This is a genomic window from Pseudomonas sp. 3JA, from assembly GCF_036961705.1.
Taxonomy (GTDB): domain Bacteria; phylum Pseudomonadota; class Gammaproteobacteria; order Pseudomonadales; family Pseudomonadaceae; genus Aquipseudomonas; species Aquipseudomonas fluorescens_Q.
Map to the genome: position 1 here is coordinate 36,980 of NZ_JBAMDJ010000038.1, position 26,191 is coordinate 63,170.

Annotated in this window: 20 protein-coding genes; 12 read left to right on the top strand and 8 right to left on the bottom strand. The window is 58.8% G+C overall.

Annotated features, from left to right (window positions below; genetic code table 11):
* Positions 1–14: 14 nt before the first annotated feature.
* From V7773_RS24295 to V7773_RS24325, 7 genes are all read left to right on the top strand, one after another.
* Entirely contained in the window at positions 15–1,250 is a 1,236-nt protein-coding gene (locus V7773_RS24295; RefSeq protein WP_336075635.1) for a hypothetical protein, read from the top strand.
* Positions 1,251–1,343: 93 nt separating this feature from the next.
* Positions 1,344–2,087: a molecular chaperone gene (locus tag V7773_RS24300; RefSeq protein WP_336075637.1), complete on the top strand. Its 744-nt coding sequence runs from the start codon at positions 1,344–1,346 to the stop codon at positions 2,085–2,087.
* A 44-nt stretch (positions 2,088–2,131) separates the two neighbouring features.
* Positions 2,132–2,614 carry a CS1 type fimbrial major subunit gene (locus V7773_RS24305; protein ID WP_336075639.1) on the top strand — a complete coding sequence of 161 codons (483 nt, stop codon included), beginning with the start codon at positions 2,132–2,134 and terminating at the stop codon, positions 2,612–2,614.
* 180 nt (positions 2,615–2,794) lie between these two features.
* Positions 2,795–3,304: an adhesin gene (locus V7773_RS24310; protein WP_336075641.1), complete on the top strand. Its 510-nt coding sequence runs from the start codon at positions 2,795–2,797 to the stop codon at positions 3,302–3,304.
* A 226-nt stretch (positions 3,305–3,530) separates the two neighbouring features.
* A complete protein-coding gene (locus V7773_RS24315) occupies positions 3,531–4,019 on the top strand; it encodes an adhesin (protein ID WP_336075643.1) in 489 nt (162 codons plus the stop codon).
* Positions 4,020–4,058: 39 nt separating this feature from the next.
* Positions 4,059–4,550, top strand: coding sequence for an adhesin (locus V7773_RS24320; RefSeq protein ID WP_336075644.1), 492 nt, complete (start codon positions 4,059–4,061; stop codon positions 4,548–4,550).
* 55 nt (positions 4,551–4,605) lie between these two features.
* Positions 4,606–5,097 carry an adhesin gene (locus V7773_RS24325; RefSeq protein ID WP_336075645.1) on the top strand — a complete coding sequence of 164 codons (492 nt, stop codon included), beginning with the start codon at positions 4,606–4,608 and terminating at the stop codon, positions 5,095–5,097.
* A gap of 144 nt (positions 5,098–5,241) precedes the next feature.
* Here V7773_RS24325 and V7773_RS24330 read toward each other — a convergent pair whose 3' ends face one another.
* Complete coding sequence (locus V7773_RS24330) at positions 5,242–8,352, bottom strand: transglycosylase domain-containing protein (RefSeq protein ID WP_336075647.1); 3,111 nt, start codon at positions 8,350–8,352, stop codon at positions 5,242–5,244.
* Positions 8,353–8,664: 312 nt separating this feature from the next.
* Positions 8,665–9,126: an REP-associated tyrosine transposase gene (locus V7773_RS24335; RefSeq protein ID WP_336075649.1), complete on the bottom strand. Its 462-nt coding sequence runs from the start codon at positions 9,124–9,126 to the stop codon at positions 8,665–8,667.
* A 584-nt stretch (positions 9,127–9,710) separates the two neighbouring features.
* Here V7773_RS24335 and V7773_RS24340 point away from each other — a divergent pair.
* The 4 genes from V7773_RS24340 to V7773_RS24355 all read left to right on the top strand — a co-directional run bounded on the left by V7773_RS24340 (position 9,711) and on the right by V7773_RS24355 (position 14,147).
* Positions 9,711–11,132 carry an amino acid permease gene (locus tag V7773_RS24340; protein ID WP_092413052.1) on the top strand — a complete coding sequence of 474 codons (1,422 nt, stop codon included), beginning with the start codon at positions 9,711–9,713 and terminating at the stop codon, positions 11,130–11,132.
* Positions 11,133–11,293: 161 nt separating this feature from the next.
* Complete coding sequence (locus V7773_RS24345; protein WP_336075652.1) at positions 11,294–11,668, top strand: GtrA family protein; 375 nt, start codon at positions 11,294–11,296, stop codon at positions 11,666–11,668.
* Positions 11,665–12,594, top strand: a complete 930-nt coding sequence (locus V7773_RS24350) for a glycosyltransferase family 2 protein (RefSeq protein WP_336075654.1) — start codon at positions 11,665–11,667, stop codon at positions 12,592–12,594. The genes V7773_RS24345 and V7773_RS24350 overlap by 4 nt, the downstream gene beginning before the upstream one ends.
* 23 nt (positions 12,595–12,617) lie before the next feature.
* Complete coding sequence (locus V7773_RS24355) at positions 12,618–14,147, top strand: glucosyltransferase domain-containing protein (RefSeq protein ID WP_336075655.1); 1,530 nt, start codon at positions 12,618–12,620, stop codon at positions 14,145–14,147.
* 166 nt (positions 14,148–14,313) lie between these two features.
* Here V7773_RS24355 and V7773_RS24360 read toward each other — a convergent pair whose 3' ends face one another.
* From V7773_RS24360 to V7773_RS24385, 6 genes are all read right to left on the bottom strand, one after another.
* Complete coding sequence (locus V7773_RS24360; protein WP_336075656.1) at positions 14,314–15,957, bottom strand: FMN-binding glutamate synthase family protein; 1,644 nt, start codon at positions 15,955–15,957, stop codon at positions 14,314–14,316.
* A gap of 217 nt (positions 15,958–16,174) precedes the next feature.
* Entirely contained in the window at positions 16,175–17,581 is a 1,407-nt protein-coding gene (locus V7773_RS24365; RefSeq protein WP_336075657.1) for an ATP-binding protein, read from the bottom strand.
* Positions 17,578–19,380 carry a DAHL domain-containing protein gene (locus V7773_RS24370; RefSeq protein ID WP_336075658.1) on the bottom strand — a complete coding sequence of 601 codons (1,803 nt, stop codon included), beginning with the start codon at positions 19,378–19,380 and terminating at the stop codon, positions 17,578–17,580. Before V7773_RS24370 ends, V7773_RS24365 begins: the two co-directional genes overlap by 4 nt.
* Positions 19,377–20,336: a cytochrome-c peroxidase gene (locus V7773_RS24375; RefSeq protein WP_063324561.1), complete on the bottom strand. Its 960-nt coding sequence runs from the start codon at positions 20,334–20,336 to the stop codon at positions 19,377–19,379. Before V7773_RS24375 ends, V7773_RS24370 begins: the two co-directional genes overlap by 4 nt.
* A gap of 42 nt (positions 20,337–20,378) precedes the next feature.
* Complete coding sequence (locus V7773_RS24380; protein WP_336075659.1) at positions 20,379–22,253, bottom strand: putative bifunctional diguanylate cyclase/phosphodiesterase; 1,875 nt, start codon at positions 22,251–22,253, stop codon at positions 20,379–20,381.
* Positions 22,250–24,541 carry a GGDEF/EAL domain-containing response regulator gene (locus V7773_RS24385; protein ID WP_336075660.1) on the bottom strand — a complete coding sequence of 764 codons (2,292 nt, stop codon included), beginning with the start codon at positions 24,539–24,541 and terminating at the stop codon, positions 22,250–22,252. Before V7773_RS24385 ends, V7773_RS24380 begins: the two co-directional genes overlap by 4 nt.
* Before the next feature lie 227 nt (positions 24,542–24,768).
* Between V7773_RS24385 and V7773_RS24390 the strand changes: the two genes are divergently transcribed.
* Positions 24,769–26,136: an HD domain-containing phosphohydrolase gene (locus V7773_RS24390; RefSeq protein WP_336075661.1), complete on the top strand. Its 1,368-nt coding sequence runs from the start codon at positions 24,769–24,771 to the stop codon at positions 26,134–26,136.
* The last annotated feature ends 55 nt before the right edge of the window (positions 26,137–26,191 follow it).

Genomic DNA, 26,191 nt, shown 5'->3' on the forward strand with positions numbered 1-26,191 from the left:
AGGAGGTTGCATAGATGAAGCTTTCGAGAAAACGGGCAAGCGGTATGGCTGCCGCGCTTGGGTTGGCCTGCGTGCCGGCTGTCCATGCCGCCACGGTGGACATCACCGCGCAATTCAGAGCGGACAGCGCCAAGCCTCACGAGAATAAGTTCGTCAATACCACTCGAAACAGCGGTTATTGCGAGCAATTCGTCGTGCTGTGCCAGTCGGCCGGGATATTCAGCCTGATATTGGGTACGGGCGCTTCAGGGGGGCCGATCCAGGCCAATCATGAAGATACCCGGCAAGGTGCGATGCTCAAGGCTCCGGTCAACTGGCGTACGGTACAGGTGACCCATTCGGGTACAGGCCATACCGAAACCCTCGAGTTTCGCGTCGTCGGCCTGGGCGGGGCGATCGGGCTGAGCCCCAGCCCCGCTGAGATTGTCGGTGGCGGCGTGAGTGACGAAACCGCCTACAACATGATCTTCGGCTCGACCTGGTGGCAAGCCCCGGCGCCCTGTGTGAGGCAGGGGGCGACCCTTTCCCACGCCTGGTTCTTCTGGAAGACACCGGTAGAAGACGCCTGTGCCAAACCGGCCCGCTACCTGATTCCACAGTTCGAATACCAGGGCCTGAGCTTTGCCTACGAGTTGCGCACGCCCAATCCTTTGCAAATGACAGGCGGCCAGTACCGGGGCTCGCTGACGCTCGGCATCGGACCGGGCCAGGATTTTGACTTCGGTGACGTCGTGATCCCCAACGATTCGGCGCTCACGCTCAATTTCACCCTGGATGTCGAGCATGTCCTCAAGGTTGAAATTCCGCCGGGCGGAAACCGGGTGGAATTGGAGCCTCGAGAAGGCTGGAAAGCCTGGTTGAGTAACGGCAGCAAACCGACCGTGCTGCTTCGCGACCATCAGTTCCGGATATCGACGTCTTCGCCGTTCACGATGAAGCTCGAATGCCGCTACATGGCCGGCACCGAGTGCGGTGTAACGGCACCGGGTTCCGAGATTTATTACCCGGTGGATGTCGATGTGACGCTGCCCGACGGCTTGACCAATACCAACGGACAACCGGTCATTCGCCAATCGGTGCCTGTTGGAGCCTTTTCCAATCCTGTTCGATTTCTGCCTGTCCGGTACATCGATCGCAAGCCCGCCACCCTGCATTTCCATATCCGCAGCAGCAGTGTCGCGGCGATGCTCGATCGCGCGCCCGACACTTATACCGGCGCCGTCACGGTGATCTGGGATTCAGAGGTTTGAAACGACGGCGTGCCGTCCGGCGGTGTTCGGCGAGCCCTATTCAGTCAGCAATGTGCAGTGAGTTGCGTTTAATACATGAGGTTAAGAGAAGTGATGAAGCATCTAGTGGCATGGGTTGGTTTTCTTCTGTTTTGCAGCATGGCCCAGGCCGGGCCGCAGATTGGTGTCGGGGTGGTCTACGACTATCTCGACGGCGACAAAAGCACCTACATGAAGCGGGTGTTCAACGGCGGGACGTCCACGGCGTTCGTCAAGGTCAACATCTTGGAGATCGTCTACAACGAGGACGGCAGCTACCAGGAATTGCCCCTGGAGAACCAGGCCGGCGCCACCTCCAAGGATGGCCTGATGGCCAGCCCGGCGCGGCTGATCGTGCCGGCCAACGGCATGCAGGGCACCCGGTTGCTGTTCATGGGCAACCGCGAAAAGGAGCGCTATTTCCGGGTGCGTTTCGTGCCGGTGGTGCCGGAAGTCGAGGATGAATTTGCCGTCAGCGCCGAGGAACGCGAAGCGTACAAGAAGGAGCGGGTGGCGGCAGGGGTCAAGGTCCTGGCGGGCTACGGCACGGTGTTTTTCGTACGACCCAAGAACACCCGTTTCGAGACGGTGATCGATGACAGCGCCAATCGCTACCTGATGCGCAACAACGGCAACAGCGTCGTGGTGATCGATGAGTTCAAGGATTGCGACGCGAAGACGGATAGCGACTGCCGCCCGACGACCAAGCACCACGTCATGGCCGGGCGCACGTTTTCCTTCGACAAGGAGGCGGGGCGTGAGTACCGCTTCACGCTGATCGAGGGCAGCAAGAGCCAAGCCGTCGAGATCAAGGGTTGACGGTTGTCGTCGCCGAACCGTCGCAGACGCCACAGGTAATCAATATGTCCAAGACACTGCTAAGCCCTCTTGCGTTGACCGCGCTGATGCTGCCCTGGGTTTCGGCCTGGGGAGCGGTCGAGCGGGAAACCTTCGAACTCCACGTGACCATCCCGACGGTCGATTTTTTTGTGCTGCCCCTCGACCCGCAACTGGTCCAGCGTGAGCAACGCCTACCGTTCAGCAACATCACCGGCGAGCTCGGTTCGCTGCGGGCGACGTATGAGGTGAAGAACACCACTGGCGGCATCGGTGCGCGCCTGGCCGAGGAGGCCTATTTATCCAATGGCCGCGAGCGGATCGACTTGCGGGTGAAGTTCAACGAGGTCGAACTGACCCTGGACTCGACCCAGGTCGTGACGGCGCTCGAAGCCAGGCCCGGACGCCAGGTGCCCCTGGAAATCGCCGCGATCAAGCCCGGTGATGGATACAGGTCGGGTGATTACTACGGCACGGTGCACATGGTGTTCGACGCGATTGCGCCCTGACTGGCTTTTGTGGCGAGGGAGCTTGCTCCCGCTCGGCTGCGCAGCAGCCGCAAAGATGGCAAGTCAGAGGTATCCAGTTGGTTGGAAAAGCGTGGGGCGGCTTCGCCACCCAGCGGGAGCAAGCTCCCTCGCCACAGGGAGTCCGCATGTCGTTTCATTACTCAGAAGAGGTATCAAACAATGTTAAAAAAAATAGTGCCCGTCACGGCCTTGGTTGTTGCGGCCCTGAGTCCTTCATGGGTGTCGGCGGCGGACGATGCACGCGCCTCTATCCACATCACAGCGAAAATCCCGAACAAGCAGTTCCATGTGCAGCCCCGCAACCCGGATTTCGGCAAGGATGAATACATGTACTACAACCCCATGACCTACAGATTTACGCCTTTGCGCCACATATATGATGTGAAGAACACCGACGGTTCCGTCCATGCCTATGTTGAGAATGGTAACAGCACAGGTGCCATCTATCTGAGCAACGGGGTGGATCATGTAAGCCTGAGGGCGGTATTCAACGGTGTACCTCTGGACAACCTGCCTCAGGAAGTCGTGGACGATGCCACGTCCACACCGGGCACCCAGGCGGAGATGCTAATCATGGTTGCGAACTCGCCTACTAGCCCACTCTCTCCCGGTATGTATAACGCTGACTTCACCGTGATCTTCGACGCGGTGCCTCGGGTCACCCGCTGATTTTGTGGTGAGGGGATTTATCTGAGGTGAAGGATTTCTCTCTGATGAAGGAATTTCTCTGTGGCGAGGGGATTTATCCCCGCTGGGCTGCGAAGCAGCCCTAAACCAGACAACTCGGTGGATCAGACAGATTAAGGTGACTGTGGGGCTGCTGCGCAGCCCAACGGGGATAAATCCCCTCGCCACAGGTATGTATTTCGTTTAATTACTCATAAGAAAATTCAGCATGTTTAAGGAAATAGTGTCCTTTACGGCATTGGTCGTTGCAGCCTTGAATCCTTCATGGGTGTTGGCGGCGGATGATGCACGCGCAGCCATTCATATCACGGCGAATATTCCGAACAAGCAGTTTCATGTGATGCCACGGGATCCGGAGTTTGGTAAGAACGAAGTAATGCACCTAAACCTGGTGACCAGAATGTTGTCTCCGGTGCGCCAGATCTTCGATGTGAAGAATACCGACGGTTCGGTTCACGCCTACGTAGAAGGTTCCACCGACCTTATTGGCAAATATCCGATTCCTGCTTTCGTCATGTTCAACGACGTTTTGCTGAACCACTTGCCGAGGGAAGTGGTGGATGACGCCACGTCCACGCCCGGTACAACGGCTGAGATGTACATCTACGCACCGTTCCCGGTTACTCCCATGCAGTCAGGTTTGTACATCGGGCAATACACCGTGGTCTTCGACGCGGTCCCTCGGGTTAGCCTCTGATCTGTATTTTTGTTTCATTACTCATAAGAAAAATTCAGCATGTTTAAGAAAATAGTGTCCTTTACGGCATTGGTCGTTGCAGCCTTGAATCCTTCATGGGTGTTGGCGGCGGATGATGCACACGCAGCCATTCATATCACCGCGAACATTCCGAACAAGCAGTTTCATGTGATGCCACGGGATCCGGAGTTTGGTAAGAACGAGGTCATGCACCTCAATACTGTGACCAGAATGTTATCTCCGGTGCGCCAGATCTTTGATGTAAAGAATACCGACGGTTCGGTCCATGCCTACCTTGAAGGGGATTCCTGGCTGCACGGTGACAAGTATCCGATTGTCACTGTTGTAATGTTCAACAATGTTCACGTGCAAGGAACACCGCAGGAAGTGGTGGATGACGCCACGTCCACGCCCGGTACGACGGCTGAGATGCGCATCTTCGCGCCGTTCCCGATTAGTCCCATGCAGTCAGGTTTGTACACCGGCCAATTCACCGTGGTCTTCGACGCAGTCCCTCGGGTCACCCAGTAACTCACCGTGCCACGGGGAGTCTCCACTTCGTTTCATTAATCAGAAGGAAAAAAGTATGTTAAACAAAATCGTGTCCGTAACAGCCCTGGTTGTTGCAGCCCTGAGCCCTTCGTTGGTATTGGCCGCTGATGATGCCCGCGCACCGATCCATATCACCGCAAACATTCCGAACAAGCAATTTCATGTGCAGCCACGCAATCCGGATTTCGGTAAAGATGAGTACATGTATTACAACACTGTAACCTACGACTTGAGCACCATACGCCAGACCTTTGATGTGAAGAATACCGATGGCTCGATTCATGCCCACATCGAGGGGGGCTCTTTTTTGTCCAATGGTCGCACGCGCATACCTCTGCGTGTCTTTTTCAACGACGTATTCTTGAACGAGGTGCCTAAAGAAGTAGTCGATGACGCCACATCCACGCCAGGGACCCAGGTGGAGATGTTTATCCATGCGAGTGAGTGGCCCATCTCTCGCCTTCCTGGCCTGTACACCGCGAACTTCACTGTCATCTTCGATGCGGTACCCCGTGTAACTCTGTGATTTTTTGTGTGGCGAGGGAGCTTGCTCCCGCTGGGCTGCGAAGCGGCCCCCCTGAAGGGCCTCGTAATCACTCTGATCCACCGCGTCGTCAGGTTTCAGGGCCGCTGCGCGCCCCAGCGGGAGCAAGCTCCCTCGCCACAGGAGTTATGGTTGGCTTGCCACCAACGGCTTGCACTGGGTATGACTACCCGGCTGCAAGTACGGCGAGAGAAACGGCGCCATGCCCTTGAGCACTTGCACCGGCAAGGCCGAGGTGAATTTGAAGTTCTGTGCCGAGGCCCCTGGGACAAAGGCGGTGAGTGTGCCGAAATGGCTGTCGCCGATGTAGAACACAAAAGTGGCGGTGCGGTTGATCGATTTGGAACTGATCACCCGCCCACCCGAGCCGATGGCTTCGATGCGGTTGTCGCCGGTGCCGGTCTTGCCGCCCATGGCCAGCGGTGTGCCGTCGGCCAGTTTGAAACTGCCGGCCACGCGTTTCGCGGTGCCGGCATCCACCACCTGGGACAGCGCGCCGCGCAGGGCCCGGGCCACTTCCACCGGCATCACGCGCTTGCCGTTATCCGGGTTGCTCACCAGCCGTGTCTCGTAGGGCGTGTTGACGGCAAAGTCCAGGCTGTCGACGCGCAGCGCCGGTTGGCGGATGCCGTCGTTGAGGATGGTACCCACCAGCTCGGCAAGGGCGGCAGGGCGGTCGCCGGAGCTGCCGATGGCGGTGGCCAGCGACGGCACCAGGTGATCGAACGGGTAGCCGACTTTCTGCCAGCGCTGGTGAATATCCAGGAAGGCTTCGATCTCCAGCATGGTGCGGATACGGCTGTCGCGGGCGCTCTTGTGCCGGCTCTTGAACAGCCAGCTGTAGACTTCCTGGCGTTCGAACTCGCTGGCCTTGACGATCTGGCTGAATTTGGCGTCGGGGTTATTCAGCAGGTAGCCCATCAACCATAAATCCAGTGGATGGACCTTGGCGATGAAACCCTGGTCCGGCAGGTCATAGGCGCCGGGGCCGTAGCTCTGGTAGAGCCGTTCCAGGCGTTCGTCGGTGAGCTTCTCGGGGTTCTTGACCGACTTGAGGTGCGAGCGCACGAACAGGTTGAAGCTTTCCTGGCTGTCGCCAGGAAAGAAGTAGCGGTGCACCGCCGCCAGGCGGATCGCCGTGGGACGCATGCCGTCGAGGAAGGTTTCCAGGCGTTGGCTGGTGTCCTTTTTCTGATACTTCTTCCAGAACCTGAGCAGGAACGAAGTGCCTTCGCGATCAGCGAACTGGGCCAGGTATTCCTGGCGGCGCGGGTCCTTATCGTCCTTGAGCAGCTCGGAACTGTTATTGGGGCCGGCATAGGTGGCGTAGCGCACCAGGTCGCGCATCAGGCGAATGAACGGCAGGTTGATCGACTCGCGCAGGGCGTCGCGCAGGGTCGGGTTGCGGCCGTTGTCCTCGTTGCGGAAGTTGTGGAAGGTGTGCAGGCCGCCACCGGTGAAAAACGCCTCGCCGGGGCTGGCGGAATAGGTGCGGTCCAGGGCCGCCTCCAGCATCTTCGGCAGGCTGCGGTCGGTGTTCTGGATCAAATAGTCGACGGCCCAGCGCGAGAGGCGATCCTGTTCGGCGATATCGGCCTTCTTCAACGCCGCCGGGGTCTGCTCGGCATACCGCTCGTGCAGCTCGGCGATGATCTGCAGGTACGTGGTGAGGACTCGCAACTTGGCGGTGGAGCCCAGTTCCAGTTTGCTGCCTTCATTGATGTCGAAGGGTTGGTCGGTGCTGTCGGTTTGCACCCGTACCCGCGAGCCGTCGGGGGTCAGTTCCAGCAGGGTGAAGCTGTAGCGCACCTGGGTGGTGCTGGTGGGGGTTAGCAAGCGTTCGCCCATCAGGCCGATCTCGGCAGCGAACGCCGGGTCGGCCAAGCGCTTGAGGTACTCGGTGGCCTGGGCCTGCAAGTCGCTTTGCAAGGTGCTGGTGGCGGAGAGGTCCAGGCGATCGAGGTCGTATAGCGGGCGATTGAGCAGCGTGGCAAGGCGACTGCGGGCGGCGCTGATGCCTTTGTTGGTTTCGTTGGGTTGCACGGTCGGGTCCTGGACCCAGTCGCGATAGCTGACCTGGCTCGCCAGGGCCGCCTCCGACAGTGCCGCATCGATCACGCCGTTCTGCGCCAACAGCCGGATATGGCTGTCGGTCAGGCGCGCCAGCTCTTCGTGCCCCTTGGACAGGTAATGGGACGGGCGGCGCTGGGCGATCATCAACGACAGCATTTCCCGCAGGGCCAGGCCTTTTTCCGCCAGACTCTTGGGGTCGTTGGCGGCACTGGACAGGCGTTCATTGGCCCGCTTGAAATCGGCGCCGTACCAAACCCGCAAGCCTTCAGCCATGCCATGCACCTCACCATGCCCGGGCACGGCGGAGAGCGGTACGCTGTTGAGGTAGTCGCGGATGATCCGCTGCCGCGCCTCAAGGGTTTGCGGGCCGGCCTGATAGGCCCGCACGCTGGCGGAAATCATCTGGCGGATTTTCTCCCCGCCCGACACGGTTAGGCCCTCGGGGGAGTGACGGTATTTTTCCAACTGCGTCGCCAACGTGCTGCCGCCGGCGGATTGTCCCGGCAAGCTCAACAGCTTGGCCATTTGCGACCAGGCCGCCATGGCGAAACGCGGCCAGTCTACCGCTGGGTTGGCCAAGGGCTGCTTGGGGTCGAGCAGGAAACGGTTCTCGATGAACAACAGGCTTTGCACCACTACCGGTGGGATCGCATCGAAATTGGCGTACAACTGCTGCGGATACTTGAACTGATACACCGGCGCGGCGCGGCAGTCAGTGATGGTCAGCCCGGCCTGGATCTTTTCGGCGTAGGGCACGAACAGGCCTTTTTCGACGTAATTCATCAAGGCCGGTGAGAAACGGGCCTGGGCCTGGATAACGTAGTCGCGCTTGAGCAACCGCGGCAGAAACTCCCCCAGCGAGCTATAGCCCAACCGCCGGTCGAACGGGCCTGCACCCGGGTAGATGATGGCATCGCTGGGCCCTGGTTGCACCGAATAGTTCAGCGACGCGGCGTACTTGCTGATTTCCTGGGCCTGGAAGCGCGAGGTGCGCATTTCCTTGGCCACCGCCAGGCCGACCACCACGACGATAATCAGCAACAACAACCAGAACGCCCGCCAGCCATGCCGGGCGCGGCGTTTTTTTTGAGGTAAAGGCGCTTCTTCCATACGTTCAGTCGGGACCACAGGTTCATTCGAATCGGTTTGCCACAAAGCGCCCATAGTCGACTGATCCATTCACGCAGATTGATCGGACTTGCTTGAAGCTTAGACGGTGGTTGGCGTGGGGGGAGGGGAAATTGTGGGCTGACGTCATTGCCGAGCTGACTGACTGATCAACTGGCTGACGGCTCTTGTGGCGAGGGAGCTTGCTCCCGCTCGGCTGCGCAGCAGACGCAACGGTGGCACGGCTGAGGCGTCTGCTTTGAGATGAAAAAGCGGGGGCGGCTGCGCCACCCAGCGGGAGCAAGCTCCCTCGCCACAGGTGCTCGGTGGTTTCAAGAGTGGGGGCGTCAGCCTTGGCTCAACAAACGATTAGATCCATGCAGTATCCCAATGCGGGTAGTCGCCAATATGCTCCACCAGCCCCGCGCGAATAGGATTGGCGGTGATGTAGTCGGCAGCGGGGCGAAGGGATTGGTTGTCGCGGATCGCGCAGTCGTGGAAGCCGCTTTGCCAAAAGGCGCCGGTTCTGTTCATGGCCCGGTTGATTGTAAGGGTGCTGCGGGATTTGATCGTCTGCATGACCTGAGAGAGTTGGGCTCGTTCCAATTGCACCAGCCAATGCAGATGGTCGGGCATTACAACCCAGGCAAGCGAATTGACCAGGCCTTGCTCATGGACCAGGCGCATTTCAGCAATCAATAGACGACCCAGTCGCAAGTCCTTGAAGATAGGCATGCGTTGATGAACGACCGCAGTGACGAGATAACCTCGTCCACGTTCCGAAAAGCGTCCATGACGCAGGCGATGAGAGTTTGGACGTTGAGGACGCATTCCTTGGCTTCCTATGATTGGGGTGTCCATTTATCGTAGTTTCGCCCACGATAATCCGACGCGCTGATGGCTGAGCGACTTTTCCGAAAACGCTGTAGTACCCGTGGCGAGGGAGCTTGCTCCCGCTCGGCTGCGCAGCAGACGCAACGGTGGCACGGTTGAGGCGTCTGCTTGGGGAGGGAAAAAGCGGGGCGGCTGCGCCACCCAGCGGGAGCAAGCTCCCTCGCCACGGTGGGGCGGTGGTGTCTGTAAGGCCTGTGCTAGAGCCATCCACCCATGCCCAGGCATGACGCTGCACCCTCCCTGTGCAATACTCGGCGGCGCTTTCGGAAAGGTCTGTCGTCCAGATAATGCATCTCCGGAAACACGGTTTCTACTGAGGTTTCTCCCTGAATTTCCCCGGTTTTACAGTGAATCTCTCTATCCCTGGCTTTTTATACTGCACGGCCCGCTGATCCTGAGGGCGCTGTTCACAGGACGGTCTGTCCACGAAACAGACCGGTTTCGGCAAAGTGGCAGGTTCATCGACCTGCGGCTTTGGAGACTCGGTGGTCAATCCAATAACAAGACGAGGTTGTATCCCTATGGCTGTCGGCAATCATCTGCCCCATGGCGAGACCGCTCAGGGTGGTCCGCTCAAACGTGAGCTCGGTGAGCGGCACATCCGCCTGATGGCGCTTGGCGCCTGCATCGGTGTCGGGCTGTTCCTCGGCTCGGCCAAGGCCATTGAAATGGCCGGCCCGGCGATCATGCTGTCCTACATCATTGGCGGCCTGGCGATCCTGGTGATCATGCGCGCCCTCGGCGAGATGGCCGTGCACAACCCGGTGGCGGGCTCGTTCAGCCGTTATGCCCAGGACTACCTCGGCCCGCTGGCCGGTTTCTTGACCGGTTGGAACTACTGGTTCCTGTGGCTGGTGACCTGCGTGGCGGAGATCACCGCGGTGGCGGTGTACATGGGCATCTGGTTCCCCGATGTGCCCCGCTGGATCTGGGCCCTGGCCGCCTTGGTCAGCATGGGCTCGATCAACCTGATCGCGGTCAAGGCCTTCGGTGAGTTCGAATTCTGGTTCGCCCTGATCAAGATCGTCACCATCATCGCCATGGTCATCGGCGGCGTCGGCATCATCGCCTTCGGGTTCGGCAACGATGGCGTGGCCTTGGGCATTTCCAACCTCTGGACCCACGGCGGTTTCATGCCCAACGGCGTGCAGGGCGTGCTGATGTCCCTGCAAATGGTGATGTTCGCCTACCTGGGCGTGGAAATGATCGGCCTGACAGCCGGCGAAGCGAAGAACCCACAGAAAACCATCCCCAACGCCATCGGCTCGGTGTTCTGGCGGATCCTGCTGTTCTACGTCGGCGCGCTGTTCGTGATCCTGTCGATCTACCCGTGGAACGAGATCGGCACCCAGGGCAGTCCGTTCGTGATGACCTTCGAGCGCCTGGGCATCAAGACCGCCGCCGGCATCATCAACTTCGTGGTGATCACCGCCGCGCTGTCGTCCTGTAACGGCGGCATCTTCAGCACCGGGCGGATGCTCTACAGCCTGGCGCAGAATGGCCAGGCCCCGGCCGGTTTTGCCACCACTTCGGCCAACGGCGTGCCGCGCCGCGCCTTGCTGTTGTCCATTGCCGCGCTGTTGCTGGGCGTGCTGCTCAATTACCTGGTGCCAGAGAAAGTCTTCGTCTGGGTGACCTCCATCGCCACATTCGGCGCGATCTGGACCTGGGTGATGATCCTGCTGGCCCAGCTCAAATTCCGTAAAAGCCTGAGCGCTTCGGAACGTGCGGCGCTGAAGTATCGCATGTGGCTGTACCCGGTCAGTTCCTACCTGGCGCTGGCGTTCCTGGTGCTGGTGGTGGGCCTGATGGCGTACTTCCCGGACACTCGCGTGGCGCTTTATGTCGGCCCGGCGTTCCTGGTGCTGCTGACGGTGTTGTTTTACACCTTCAAGTTGCAACCGACCGGTGATGTGCAGGGGGCGGTGCGCTCAGCTTCGTAAGTTGAGGGTGATGTAAAGAGAGCCTCGGTCAGATGATCGGGGCTTTTTTCTGCGCCACAGCCAACTGAACGACAGGACACCTGTTAGTTCTTACAGTAGACCGCACACCGACAGAACCCTAGATTAAGTCGCCTGAACCACCGTCCCGGTCGGGGGCATCCATGAAAACGTTATGGAAAGGGTTTTTCAGCTACTCCCTGGTGGGGCTGGCTAATATGCTGATCCATTGGCAGATATTTTTCGTGCTGCGGGTGGCGTTCGGTCTCAATCAAGCGATGAGTAATTTCACGGCCTTTTGCGTGGCGGCCTCATTCGCTTTTTATGTGAATGCGCTCTACACCTTCGAAGCCAAGACCTCAGCGTTGGGCTATGTTTTTTTCTTCGGCGTCATGGGGGCCCTCAGTTTCATCGTGGGTTACCTGGGCGATCGCTGGTATGTCCACGGCCTGCTGACGGTGGCGGTGTTTTCGCTGTTGAGCCTGGTGATCGGTTTCCTGTTGTCCCGGTTTGTGGTGTTTCGTGGACATCGCCAATGAACGTTTCGTTGATCGTTCCGGTATTCAATGAAGAACAGGCCATCAATCTGTTTTATGAAAGTGTCCGTCAGCATCCGGCGTTGAAAGACCACGCCGTCGAGATTGTATTCATCAACGATGGCAGCGCCGACCGGACCGCCGCCATCGCCCGCGATATCGCCCTGATGGACAGCCGGGTCCTGTTGATCAACTTCTCCCGTAACTTTGGCAAGGAACCGGCCCTGTTTGCCGGCCTTGAGCACGCCAGCGGCGAGGTGGTGATCCCCATGGACGTAGACCTGCAAGATCCCATCGACGTCATTCCACGGCTGATCGCCGAATGGGAGAAGGGCGCCGAAGTGGTGCTGGCCAAACGGCGTGATCGTACCTCCGACAGCTATCTTAAGCGTGGATGCGCTGCGCTGTTCTATCGGCTGCTGGATCGGATTGCCTACCCTCATATTGAACGGAACGTTGGGGACTTTAGGTTGCTTGATCGCAAAGTGGTGGAGGTGATCAAGACATTGCCCGAATATCAGCTATTCATGAAAGGCGTATTGTCATGGGCCGGTTTCAACACCGCCATCATCGAATACGACCGCGCTGTTCGCGCAGCCGGCAATAGCAAATTCAACGGTTGGAAGTTGTGGAATTTGGCGCTGGAAGGCATAACTTCGTTCAGTACGGTGCCGTTGCGGCTGTGGACTTATGTAGGCGGTTGTATTTCTATGGTTTCGATGTTGTATGCAGTGTACATGGTTTTAGGTAAGTTGTTTTTCGGAAACGATTTGCCAGGTTACCCGTCATTGATGACTGCGATTTTATTTTTGGGCGGTGTGCAACTTATTGGGATTGGGGTGCTGGGTGAGTATGTTGGACGAATTTATCTGGAAACTAAGCATCGTCCAAGATATGTAATTAAGGACGTGGTTGGCGAGACTAGATAAGTTGGTTAAGCACGTTCTGATTCATGGGGGTGGAGGCTATGGGGGGAGAGAGAGCGTTCAGTAGAGGTGAGGTATTTGGTTTTTTTATCCTTGCTTCTTTATTATATGTGTTTCCTATTATTCATGCCGATTACGCCTATATAGATGACAACTGGAGAGCGCTTTTGTGGGCGGACGAAGCTTGGAGGAACCAAGGCAGAGTGTTGGCTGAGGGGGTAACAAAATTTCTGGCCTTTAATAACGCCTCCATCAATATATTCCCACTTCCCTTGTTGATTGCTACCTTTGTACTGGCCCATGCGATGAGTTTGTTGACGTTCTGGTTCTTCTCTCGGCCGAGGTGGAGCGCATGTTTAGTCGTACTTCCTATCTTATGTAATCCATTTTTTTTAGGAAATATTAGTTATCAGTATGATGGGCCTGGAATGATGCTTGCGGTGGCGGCCGCTATTTATGCGTTGACCTGTAACCGCGGGAGTGTGTATTTGCGCGGGGCGTTGTCGGCCCTGCTACTGGCCGTTATGCTGAGCCTTTACCAACTGACGGTAACTGTTTTTATAAGTTTGTGTTTTGTGGAGTGTATGTGGAATGTGCGAAATAAAATACCTGCGCGAGTGGTGCTGCTCGGCTTGGGGCAGCGTGCGTTGCATCTAGCCTTAGGAGGATTTGTATATTACCTTACAGCCTTTCAGATGGTTGTTAGTTCGCGAGGGAGCTTTATACCTCTTGATCAGCATTGGTTTGAAGTAGTGAGTGGGAAGCTTTTGTTCTCGATGGAGAGGGTTTTGGAACTTGTTAATTCAGGTAATTTTTATTTTTCTATCTTGATTCTGCTTGTGGCTGGCATAGAGTTTATAAGGTTGGGTAAAAATATTTTTATATTAGAGGGTGGTCGAGGGGATAGGCTTCTGGTTTTGGCCGTCTATCTGCTTGTGATACCAGTACTGATAGTAGGTGTTCCTGGCGCTATGTTGTTGTTGGATGAAAAAAACATTTTTGCCAGAAATTTCTTGGGATTCTCTGGTGTGTTGTTTTTTTTGTTTCTGCTTAATTATGAGTGCTTGGGGCGTGTTTGGAGCGGGCTACGGTTGCTTTTAATTATTCCGGTCTTGTGTATGTATTCACTTTGTTTTGCTTATGGGCAGGTCATTGTTGCAAAGAAAGAGCTTGAAACAGCTCTGGCTACATTTATCGCCTATGACATTATCGCAACTGATGAACTGAAGCCTAGCAAAGTAATTTTCTTCATTGGACCCCGAGCGAATGGGAACTGGTTGCCTATGGGGCACCCAGCAATGAGCTATATGCCGGTATTGAGGTATATTTTGAGTAATGCAAGTGAGCTGTTGCATCCGCAGTTTTTTCCAAGGCTAGGTATTAATAATGTTGATGGTCGCACAAGGGAAGTATTCGAGGCGGCGATGTCCTCCAGCAAAATGTCGAAGCTTGTCGTGGATAGAAAATTCTATTCCATTTACATCACTGAATCTGGTGATTTCATTGTCATGAAAGAAATAGTCGACTCGGAAAAGTATATGGATGACCCCTGGTGATAGCGGGATATGCATCTCCAATGCTTGTCGGGTTTCTGCCGTAAAAATAGCTGATTCATCTCTCACCTTCAGGCCACATTCTCTTTGGCCGTTGCCCACCGCTACATCCGAGTTCACAGGCGTGTGCGTTGTGTAGGGTGGGACCCTATTGTCTCCCCACGAAAGCCTAAGCGTTAGCAAGATTCGATTTACATGCTGTCACCACCTCCCGCGCCTCAAAACTATCCGCCCGCGCCATCTGCCACATCCGCGAATAAAACGCCCCATCGACCTCACCCGTCAGCAATTCCCCCGGCTTCAAAAACACATGCAGCTGGGAAAACAACTTGATTTCAGTGGCCGACATGCGCCGCACCAGATGCTTGGGTTGCAGTTGCGAGGGATGCTCAAGCCCGGCGGCGGCGAGCATTTCGGCCAGGGCCTTGAGGGTGTTGCGGTGGAAGTTGTAGACCCGTTGGGCTTTATCCGGGACGACCAGGGCGCGCTGGCGCAGGGTGTCCTGGGTGGCGACGCCGGTGGGGCATTTGTTGGTGTGGCAGCTTTGGGACTGGATGCAGCCGATGGCGAACATGAAGCCGCGCGCGGCGTTGGCCCAGTCGGCGCCGATGGCCAGGACGCTGGCGATGTCGAAGGCGCTGACGATCTTGCCGCTGGCGCCGAGCTTGATCTTGTCCCGCAGGTTCAGGCCCACCAGGGTGTTGTGCACGAACAGCAGGCCCTCACGCAGCGGCACGCCGATGTGGTCGGTGAATTCCACTGGCGCCGCGCCCGTACCGCCTTCCTTGCCGTCCACCACGATGAAGTCGGGAAGGATTCCGCTTTCCAGCATGGCTTTGGCGATGCCCATGAATTCCCAGGGGTGGCCCAGGCAGAATTTGAAGCCCACCGGTTTGCCGCCGGACAGTTCGCGCAGTTGCTGGACGAACTGCATCAGTTCGATCGGCGTGGAAAACGCGCTGTGGCGTGACGGCGAAACACAATCCTCGCCCATGAGGATGCCCCGGGTCTCGGCGATTTCCCGGGTGACCTTGTGCTTGGGCAGGATCCCGCCATGGCCGGGTTTGGCGCCCTGGCTCATCTTGATTTCAATCATCCGCACCTGCGGGTTCTGCGCCTGGACGGCGAAGCGCTCCGGGTCGAAGCGCCCGTCGCTGGTGCGACAGCCGAAGTAGCCGCTGCCCAGTTCCCAGGTCAGGTCGCCGCCGTGTTCGCGGTGGTAGGGGCTGATGCTGCCTTCACCGGTGTCGTGGGCGAAGTTGCCCAACTTGGCGCCTTGGTTCAACGCCCGGATCGCATTGGCGCTCAGGGAGCCGAAACTCATCGCCGAGATGTTGAACACTGACGCTGAGTACGGCTGGGTGCACTGCGGGCCACCGACCGTCACGCGAAAACCGCTGGGATCGCTCAACGGTGCCGGGCGCATGGAATGGCCGATGAATTCGAAGCCGGTCTGGTAGACGTCGATCAGGGTGCCGAAGGGTTTGTCGGCGCTTTCGTTCTTGGCCCGGGAGTACACCAGCGAACGTTGGGCCCGGGAGAAGGGCAGGGCCTCGCTGTCGGATTCGAGCAGGTACTGGCGGATCTCCGGGCGGATGCCTTCTACCAGGTAGCGGATGTTGCCCAGGATCGGATAGTTGCGCCGCACCGCATGGCGGCTTTGCAGCAGGTCGAACAGCCCCAGCAGGCTTAACAGCCCCGTCACCAATGCCATCGGCCAGAGCCAGTCGTGTTGCAGGAACGGCAGGCTGGCGAGGGTGAAGATGACACAGCCGGCGAAGAAGGCGTAACGGCTCAGCAGCGACAGGCTCATACGGTTTCCTTGGGGGGGCGATTTGGCGAGACATTAGCTTGGAATGCAGGCTGTGGCGAGGGAGCTTGCTCCCGCTGGGCTGCGAAGCGGCCCCAATTGGATCACTGCGATCATTCAGGTAGACCGCGTCAGGCGTTTTGCGACGGCTGCGCCGCCGAGCGGGAGCAAGCTCCCTCGCCACAAGAGCCTGCTCGCTGCTGTTAGGCGATACAGTTGCTCAGCCCGCCTGCTTCATCTGCCGCAACGGTAATTCCACGCGGAAGGTGGTGCCGACGCCGACTTCGCTGCGTACCGTGATTTCGCCGTTGTGTTTTTTCACAATGCCGTAGGACAACGACAGCCCGAGCCCTGTGCCCTGGCCGATGGGTTTGGTGGTGAAGAACGGGTCGAAGATTTTCTGCAGGGTATCGGGGGGGATGCCCGAGCCGTTGTCGGCGACTTCGATCCATACGGTTTCATCACCAACGCCGTTGCGCAGGGTGATGGTGCCACGCTCGGGGCCGATGGCCTGGGCGGCGTTGACGATCAGGTTCATGATCACCTGGTTGATCTGCGACGGCAGGCATTCCACTTCCGGCAACGGCGTGTACTCCTTGACCACGTCGGCCTTGTATTTGATTTCATTGGCGACGATGTTCAACGTCGAATCCATGCCGTGCTGCAAATTGGCCATCTGCCATTCCTGGCTGGAATCGACGCGAGAGAAATCCTTCAGGTCCTTGACGATCTGTCCGACTCGGCCAATGCCGTCCTTGGATTCCTTGATCAGCAGGGGAATGTCCTCGACGAGAAAGTCCAGCTCCACCTGTTCGCGCAGCTTGCGCAATTGCACCACCAGCTCCGGCGAGGCGATGGCCCCCTCGGCGCTGCCGTAGGCGCTGAGCATTTCCTGGAGTTTGCCGAAGTAGCCGTCCAATGCACCCAGGTTGGAAGAAATGAAACCGATCGGGTTGTTGATTTCATGGGCCACCCCAGCCGCCAACTGTCCCAGCGAGGCGAGCTTTTCCGATTGCACCAGTTGGGTTTCCAGCATCTTGCGTTCGTCGATTTCCATTTGCAGCAGCTCGCTGGCCTGTTTGAACGCCTGGGTGCGTTGTTCCACCAGGTCTTCGAGCTTGTTCATTTTCAGTTGCGCGCGGGAGGTCATTTCCCATTTGGTGGTCAGGGTGTTGGCCATCTGCTGGACTTCGATGTTGTCGAACGGCTTTTTCAGGATCAGCAAACGGTCGTGGCCGTTCAGACGGTCGAGCAGTTCATCCCAGGAATAATCCGAATAGGCGGTGCAGACCACCACTTGCAACTGCGGGTCGCGCTTCCAGAGTTCTTCGATGGTCTTGGCGCCATCCCAGCCTTCGGGCATGCGCATGTCGACAAAGGCCAGGGCATAAGGACGCCCTTTTGCCGATGCCTCCAGCAACTTGTTCAGGCCTTCCATCCCGCCATAGGCCGAGTCGAGTTCGAACACGGTGGCAGCAGGTTTTGGTGCTTCGCCGAACAGCGCGCTTTCCATGTCCAGCAAGTCAGCGTTGCTGTCATCCTCCGGGGTGAGGATCTTGCGGAAATCTTCATGAATGGCGGGTGTATCGTCGATCAACAGGATGCGGCGGTTACTCATGCTATTCATGGCTCACCTTCTGCAAGTTTCAGGGGCAGTTGCAGTTGGAACGTCGCCCCCCTGCCTGGCCCCTCACTGTGGGCGGTGAGGCGGCCTTCCATTTCAATGGCCGCCAATGCGCAACTGTGCAGGCCAAAGCCGTGGCCTTCCTTACGCGTGGTAAAACCGTGGGCGAAGATGCGCGTCATGTTTTCCTCCGGGATACCTTCGCCTTCGTCCTTGACGCTGATTTGCAGGGTCTGGCCATCGACGACGGCAGCCTTCAGGGTCATGTTTCGCGCATGATTGGAAACCCCCGCCATGGCGTATTTGGCGTTGCTGATCAGGTTGATCAGGATCAACAGCAAGCGGTGTTTGTCACCCATGATCCGCGGCACATCGCCGTATTCCTTGATCACCGTAACATGGTGACGGGTCAGGGCGCCCGAATTCATGCGCAAGGCATCTTCGAGCAGTTCGCTGACCACCAAGGGTTCCAGCAGGCTGTTGGCCCCGGCATAGGATTGCTGGGTGGAAACGATGTCCTTGATGTGGTCCACGCTCTTGCTCAACTGGGCCAGTTCGTCGGTAAGGCCCTGTTGCTCGAGCGCGATGGCCTCGACCAGTTGGTTGAGGTAACCGGGCAGCAGCTTGCCTTTGGCGTCTTCGGTGAGAAAGTGGCCGAGGTCATCGGCGTGTTCGTTGATCAGTTGCATCGCCTTGCCCAGCCCCTGGGCCTTGCTACTGCGCAGTTTGCGGCTGACCAGGTCGGCGGAGATGTTCACGCTGTTGAGGACGTTGCCGACGTTGTGCAACACGTTGGTGGCGATTTCCGCCATGCCGGCCTGGCGGGCGGTGTCCATCAATTCGCTCTGGGTGTCCTTGAGCTGGCGGGTCCGTTCTTCAACCCGCTGCTCCAGTTCATCGTTGGCGCTTTGCAGCGCGTTGTTGACCCTTTTGATCTCGGCGAAGCTGCGTACCAGCCGGATCGCCAGCCAGATCAGTATCAAGACCAGGAGCGTGGCGAACACCAGCAGGTAGACGTGGTTACGTTCGTACTTGGCCGCGGCTTTGCTCTGGTCTTTCTCCAACAGGTCAGTAATGGTGTCCAGGTGTCCGGACACGGGGATCGCTTCGATGGCCGCTAACAGCTCATTGACCCGCGGTTGTTCGCGCAGGATCAGCGCGATGTGCCTGCTCAGGATGTCAACGGGGCCTTGAAGCCCCTGGGGCATGCGCTCCTTGTTGATGTCCAGCCGGTTCAGGCCCAGCAGCACCTCGGCGGCTACCTCGCTGGTGCTCAACTGGGCGAACTCCATGCTGCTGAGCAACAGGTCGTAGGTGTCGATGGCGACGTTTTGCAGTTGCAGGCGCTCCGTGTCGGGCAGCCGGGCGAATTGGGCCTGGATGTCGTCCTCGGCGGAGGGCAGGAAGGCCATGGAGTTGCGCAGCACCGCGTTGTGGGATTTGAACTGTTCCACCAACCGGGTCTTTTCCTTGACCGCCTTGAGGTACTCGTCGCGCTGGGCTTCCCAGAGTGACGGCTTGTGGCGTCCGGGCTCCGATTCGATGGCGTCGAGACGCTGCCACAGGCGCGCCATTTCATGCAGGGGCGTGACCAGGGGATCGTAGTCGTGGGTCAGGGCGATCCGCGACTTGAGCACCTCGTTGTCCCAGATGGCGTCTTGCTGCTTGAGCAGGCGAATCAGGTCCCGGGACTCAATGTACGAGGCGGCCTGCTGGGCCCCTGAATTGATGTACATGAACAGCAGGACCGATGCCAGCAACAGGCCGATGAACGCAAGGCCGAGGCGACGGAGAGTGGTCATAGGGGCTTGCCCTCCGATTCACCGGTCAGCGTCTTGAGGAACTCGACGATCAGGGTCGTATCGTTCTTGAGGGGCTCACGCCCCAGTTGGTACTTGAACATGACCTCCACCGCGCGTTCCAGGGTCGGTGCCGACGCGTCATGGAAATACGGGGCGGTGACGGCCACATTGCGCAGGCTGGGTACCTTGAAGACCTGGCGGTCGGCTTCATCGCCGGTGATGTTGAAGCGTCCTTCGTCGGCTCGGGTAGGGTTGCCCCGATCCTTGATGTAGTCGCCCATCACCCCGAACTTCTGGAACATGTTGCCGCCGATGTTCACGCCTTGGTGGCAGGCGATGCAGCCGTACTCCTTGAAGCGCTGGTAACCGAACTTTTCCCGGGGCGTGAGGATGTCGGTATTGCCCAGCAGGTATTGGTCGAAGCGCGAATTGGGTGTCTGCAAGGTGCGCTCGTAATCCGCCAGTGCGCCCTGGATATTGGGCTTGGTCACGCCGTCGGGATACGCGTCCTTGAAGTCCTTGGCATAGCCGGGGTCATCGGCGATGCGCTTGACGACCGATTCCCAGGTGCTGCCCATTTCCGCCGGGCTGGTCACGACTGCGTGGACCTGTTCTTCCAACGTGTCGACACGACCATCCCAGAACTGGTGGAAGTTCAGGCCGGCATTGAACACGGTCGGCGTATTGACCTCCACCGGCTTGCCGTCGAAGCCCAGGGAGAACGGCTTGTCGTCGGCACCGCCCTTGTCCAGGCGATGGCAACTGGCACAGGACAGGGTGTTGTTGACCGACAGCCGCGGGTCATTGAACAGCCGCAGCCCCAGTTGGACGCGCTTGGGGTCCAGGGCCGGAGCCGCTGGCAGGGGTTTGAGGGGTTCGTCCAGTGGCTCGGCGTGAGCGGTCACGCTTGATCCCACGAGCAGGCCGAGAGCCAGAATCAGTCCATGTAACGCCATGGGATGCTTTCCTTGAAACTTTGGTTGATAACACTCAGGTGTTCACGAAAACGGGTTCTGGCGTTTTTCCCACTCGGTCATCCAGTCGGCGAAGGCCTGCGGTTCGACGGCCTTGCTGAAGTAATAACCCTGGACCTCCTCGCAATGGTGCTTCTTGAGAAATTCCAACTGTTCGAGGGTTTCCACACCTTCGGCAATGATGTGCAGGTTCAGGCTCTTGCCCAGGCTGATGATGGTGCTCACCAGCTTGGCGTCGTTGCTGTCGATGCTCAGGTCACCGACGAACGACTGGTCGATCTTCAACACATCCACCGGAAATTTCTGCAGGTAGCTCAGGCTCGAATAGCCGGTGCCAAAGTCGTCGATGGCCAGGCGAATGCCTAGCTGCTTGATGGCCTTGAGGATGGCGACCGTGGTATCGACGTTCTGCATCAGTACACTTTCGGTGATCTCCAGTTCCAACTGTGTCGGAGCCAGGCCGGTTTCCTTGAGGGTGCGGGCGATACCTTCGACGAAGCTGCGCTGGCGAAAATCGATGGCCGAGACGTTCACCGACAGGTACAGCGGGCGCATGCCCTGGGCTTGCCAGCGACACGCCTGCTGGCAGGCTTCCTGAAGCACCCATTGGCTCAGCGGAACGATCAGGCCGCTGTCCTCGGCCACCGGAATGAAATCCGACGGATAGACCAGGCCATGATCCGGCCTGTTCCAGCGCACCAGCGCCTCGACACCGACCACCTTGCCGCTCTTGAGGTCGAGCTTGGGTTGGTAATGCAGCACGAACTCCTTGCGTTGCAGGCCCAGGCGCAGGCCCGATTCGATGGTCTGTTGCTGCCGTGCCCGGCGGTTCATGTCTTCGGTGAAAAACCGGTAGTCGTTGGGGCCGGTTTCCTTGACGTTGCGCATCGCTGTCTCGGCTTTCTTGATCAGCGCCACGGCGTCGAAACCGTCGGAGGGGTACACGCTGATGCCCAGGCTCGCGGTGACGGTCAGGTCATGGCCGTCGATGGGTTGCGGGGAACTGATGGCCGCCAGTAGTTTGTCGGCCACGCCTTTGGTCTGCTGCGGGTCGACGATGTCTCCCAGCACCACCACGAATTCATCGGAACCGTAGCGAAACACCGAATCGGATTCACGCACCACGGTCGCCAGTGCCCGGGCCACTCGCTTGAGCATTTCATCGCCCACGGGATGGCCCAGCGCGTTATTGATGCGCTTGAAGCGGTCCAGGCCAATGAACATCACCGCCAGTTGCCGGTCGTGCCGGCGGCACTGGGCCATGGCCTGGGTCAGGCGATCGCCGAGCAACATGCTGTTGGGCAACTCGGTGAGCACGTCGTATTGCAGCAGGTGGGATACCTTGAGCAATTCCTGGACGCGTTCTTCGATCGTGCGCTCCAGGCTGCGCATTTTCCTCGCCGCATCCTGGGCCAGCTGCCACTTCCAAGTCATGGCGCTGGCCATCTGGCGGATTTCCAGGGTGTCGAAGGGTTTCTTGAGGATCAGCAACTGATCGTCGAACTCGATCCGTTCGGACATGGTTTCCCAGGAGTAATCCGAGAACGCCGTGCACAGGGCGATTTGCAGGCGCGGGTCGGCTTCCCACAGCCGCTCGATGGTTTGCAGGCCGTCCCAGCCCGGTGGCATGCGCATGTCAGCGAACACCATCGCATAGGGCTGGCCTTCGGCCTGGGCGCGCTTGACCAGTTCCAGCGCCTCTTCGCCCTGGTAGGCCGAGTCGATCTGAAATTGCAGCCGGCTGACCTGTGGGGTGCCGAACAGCAGGCTCTCGGTGTCGTCCAGTGAGTCATCGCTGCCGGCGCTGGGGCTGAGGATCTTGCGAAAGTCCTGGTGGATCGCCGGTGTGTCGTCCACCACCAGGATTCGCCGGTTGGCAGGTACCGACATCGGGTTCATGGATTGCTCTCCGATAGCTCGCTCGCTGGTCGGGTCCAGTGGTCTGTCGCCGGAACGATGGTGCCGGCCTTGAGCAGTTCGGCGGCCTGGCCGCTGTCGACCACGGTGCTGAAGTAATGCCCCTGGGCCTGCATCGCGCCGCCGCTGGACATCAGCGTGGTGCGTTGCTCCTGGGTTTCCACGCCCTCGGCAATGATCCCGATGCCCACGTCCCGGGCGAAGTTGATGATCGCCCGCAACGTCGTGGCATTCTCGGGATCGGCGTTGGCGCTGTCGAGGAAACGCTGGGCGAGCTTGAGGTGATTGACCCGGTAGGTCTTGAGGTAATCGAACGAAGAGTACTCGGTGCCGAAGTCATCGATGGCGATCTGCACGCCCAACTCGCAGAGGCGTGGCAGCACGTCGTTGTGGGTCCACTTGGTCTGGGCCAGGGTGGCTTCGGTGACGTCGAAGCGCAGGTCCCAGGGCGCCAGTTCCCAGCGCGCGGTGGTGCGCAGCACGTCGTAGATCAGTTCCGGGCCGGTCTTGAGCTGGGTCAGGGACAGGTCGATGGCGATTACCGGGGGCGCCATGCCCTGGTCGCGCCACTGGCGCATTTGTTGGCAAGCCTGGTCCAGCACCCAATGCCCGAGGCCAATGATGATTCCGGTTTTCTCGGCGGCGGGCATGAAGACCGCCGGCTCCAGCCAGCCACGTTGGGGGTGGTTCCAGCGCACTTGCACGCCCATGCCGAGGATCTTGCCGGAGCCGAGGTCGACTTCCGGCAGGTAGTGCAGGTGCAGTTCCTGGTTTTCGATGGCTTGGCGCAGATCGTTGGCCAGGGCGACCCGATCGGTGACTTCCTGGTTAATTTCCTCGTTATGGAAATGGTACTGGTTGCGGCCCTTTTCCTTGGAGCGGTACAGGGCCATGTCGGACTGCGCCATCAGGCTGTCGGCACTCAGGCTCTGCGGGGTGTACAGGGCGATGCCGATGCTCACCGATATCCGCACGTCGTTGCCGTCCAGGGAGTACGGTGCCACCAGCGCATCGCGGATCTTGCCCGCCAGCGCGGCGCAATGGGTCGCTTCATGGACGTCCAGTTGCAGGAGGGCGAACTCGTCGCCGCCCAGGCGCGCCACCACGTCGTTTTCCCGGGTGCAGGCCTTGATCCGTGTGGCGACTTCCTGCAATAGCAGGTCGCCGATGGGGTGACCCAGGGTGTCGTTGATCCGTTTGAAGTGGTCCAGGTCGAGGTAGAACATCGCAAACGGCGCCGCACCCCGACGAGCGGCGGCGAAGGCCTGGTGCAGGCGCTCGATCATGGTGGCGCGGTTGGCCAGCCCGGTCAGGCCGTCGGTGCGGGCCAGCAGGGCGATTTTCTCTTCGGCCAGCTTGCGCTCGGTAATGTCGAGGATGATGCCTTCTATTTCCAGCAACAGGCCTTGCTCGTTGCGCACCGGGATGTAGCGGTTCTCTACCCAGCGGTACGTGTCGTCGCCGGTGTGCATGCGGAACTCGATGGACGCCCCTGCGGTGTCGCGGTCCAGAACGCGAACCATGGCCTCATGGACCTTCTCCTGGTCATCGGGGTGGATCAGGGTTTGCGCCCAGTCCGGCGAGTTGGTCAGTTGCGCTGCGGAATGGCCGAACTTGGTGATGTTGTGGGAGATGTACATCAATGCGAACGGCGGCTCGCCCCGCAGGCGATAGAGAATGGTCGGGCTGTTCTGCACGATGATGTTGGCGTCGGCCAGTTCGCGGGTGCGTTCCTCGACTGCGCGCTCGAGCATGTCCATTTTCAGCGCCGCGTCTTCGGTCATTTGCCATTTGACGGTCAAGGTACTGGCCATCTGGCGGATCTCGATGGCGTCGAAGGGTTTTTTCAGGATGAGCAGGCGGTCGCCCAGTTCAAGGCGATCGGCAATGTCTTCCCAGGAATAGTCCGAGTAAGCGGTGCACAGGGCCACTTGCAGCTTGGGGTCGGCGCGCCACAGCCGCTCGATGGTTTCCAGACCGTCCCAGCCCGGCGGCATGCGCATGTCGATGAACGCCATGGCGAAGGGTTGCCCCTGGGCCAGCGCCGTTTCGACCTTGTTCAGGGCTTCCATGCCCTGGAATGCCGAATCGAGCACGAAACTCGCACCAGAAACCGCCACGGGCGAGCCGAACAAAGCCTCTTCGGCGCTGCTCAGGCTGTCCTGGGTGTCCGCCTCGGGGCTGAGGATCTTGCGAAAATCCTCATGGATAGTCGGCGTGTCGTCGACGATCAGGATTCGCCGATTAGTTTTATCCAACGGCAGGCTCATGGCCGTGCACCGTTTTGATGCTGACTATAGAACCCTGGAAACATCTGATATCCCTTTCGCTGGCATGAGTATTCGGCCTGTACATGGCCCTTCATGGGATACAGCATAGTCGTCTCATCGGGATACGCTCGGTCAGTGATGGCAAATGTGTCTAAATGTTCGCAATCTACTAGCCTGTATTTCGGGGGTAAGGTAGAACGGTTGTCGTGAATAGGAGGGGGTTTCAAATGGAAGATCAATCGCCGGATGTTCCGGTAAGGAAGCCAGCGGTGCTGTTGGTCGATGATGAAGAGTCGATTCTCAATAGCCTGCGTCGGCTATTGCGCAGCCAGCCGTACGAGATCCTGCTGGCCGACAGTGGTGCCAAGGCCCTGGAAATTCTCAAGGAGCGGCCGGTCGACCTGGTGATGACCGATGCGCGCATGCCGAACATGGATGGCGCCACGCTGCTGGCCGAGATCCGCAAGCTGTACCCATCGACCTTGCGCATCCTGCTCACCGGTTATGCCGATGTGGACATGATGACCAAGGCCATCAACGAGGGGCAACTCTATCGCTACCTCAGCAAGCCCTGGAACGATGAGGAACTGGTGCAGGCCTTGCGCCAGGCCCTGTCCCACCAGCATTCCGAAAGCGAGCGCCAGCGCCTCGAAGCGCTGAACCGCGAGCAGAACCAGCAACTCAAGACCCTTAACGCCACCCTGGAAAAACGCGTGGCGTCGCGCACCTCCGAGCTGCAGCAGACCGCCGACATGCTCGATTTGGCCTATGACGAGCTCAAGCGCAGTTATGTGACCAGCACCGAAGTGTTTTCGCTGATCGCCAACCTGCGCCTGCCCAAGGCCAAGCAGACCAACCGGCAGATCATCGAGTTGATCAGGGTCTATAGCCGGCTGCATTTCCTCGATGAGTCCACCGACCGCGACCTGACCATGGCCGCGGCGCTCTACAACATCGGCAAGCTGAGCTGGACCGACAACATGATGGTCACGCCCGCCGACTTGCTGCACCACAACGAACTTGAGCTCTATCGGGCCTATCCAAAGCAGAGCGAATCGCTGCTGATGACCCTGGACCCGATGAAGGATGCGGCGCGGATCATTCGCCATCACCAAGAGCGTTGGGACGGCAGCGGTTTCCCCGAGCACCTCAGGGGCGAGGCCATTCCGTTCGGTTCGCGGCTGTTGAAACTGGCGGTGGACTTCATCGAGCTGCAGCGCGGGTTGATCCTGGAGCGGCAGATGAACAGCGACGAAGCGCTGGTCTACATCCGCAAGTACGCCGGCAAGCTGTACGACCCGGACATGGTCGAGGATTTCATCAAGGCCTGTGGGGAATACCTGGAGGACGTGACCCTGTCCGACCCGACGGTACAAGTCTGCACTACGCGCGAGTTGACCGCGGGGACGATCCTGGCGCGCAACCTCAATGCCGACAACGGCATGTTGCTGCTCAACGCCGGCAAAATCCTGAGCGGGCCGTTGATCGAAAAACTCATTGCCTTCGAAGCGATGGAGGGTGCGCGGTACAGCGTGTTCGTCAAGATCCCCGAAGAGCAGGCCGACCCTTCGGCGCCGAAGCCGATTTTGGGGTGATCGGGCTCTGGCAGGCTCCTGAGCTGTTGTTCGCTTGAGGTTTGTCAGATTCATT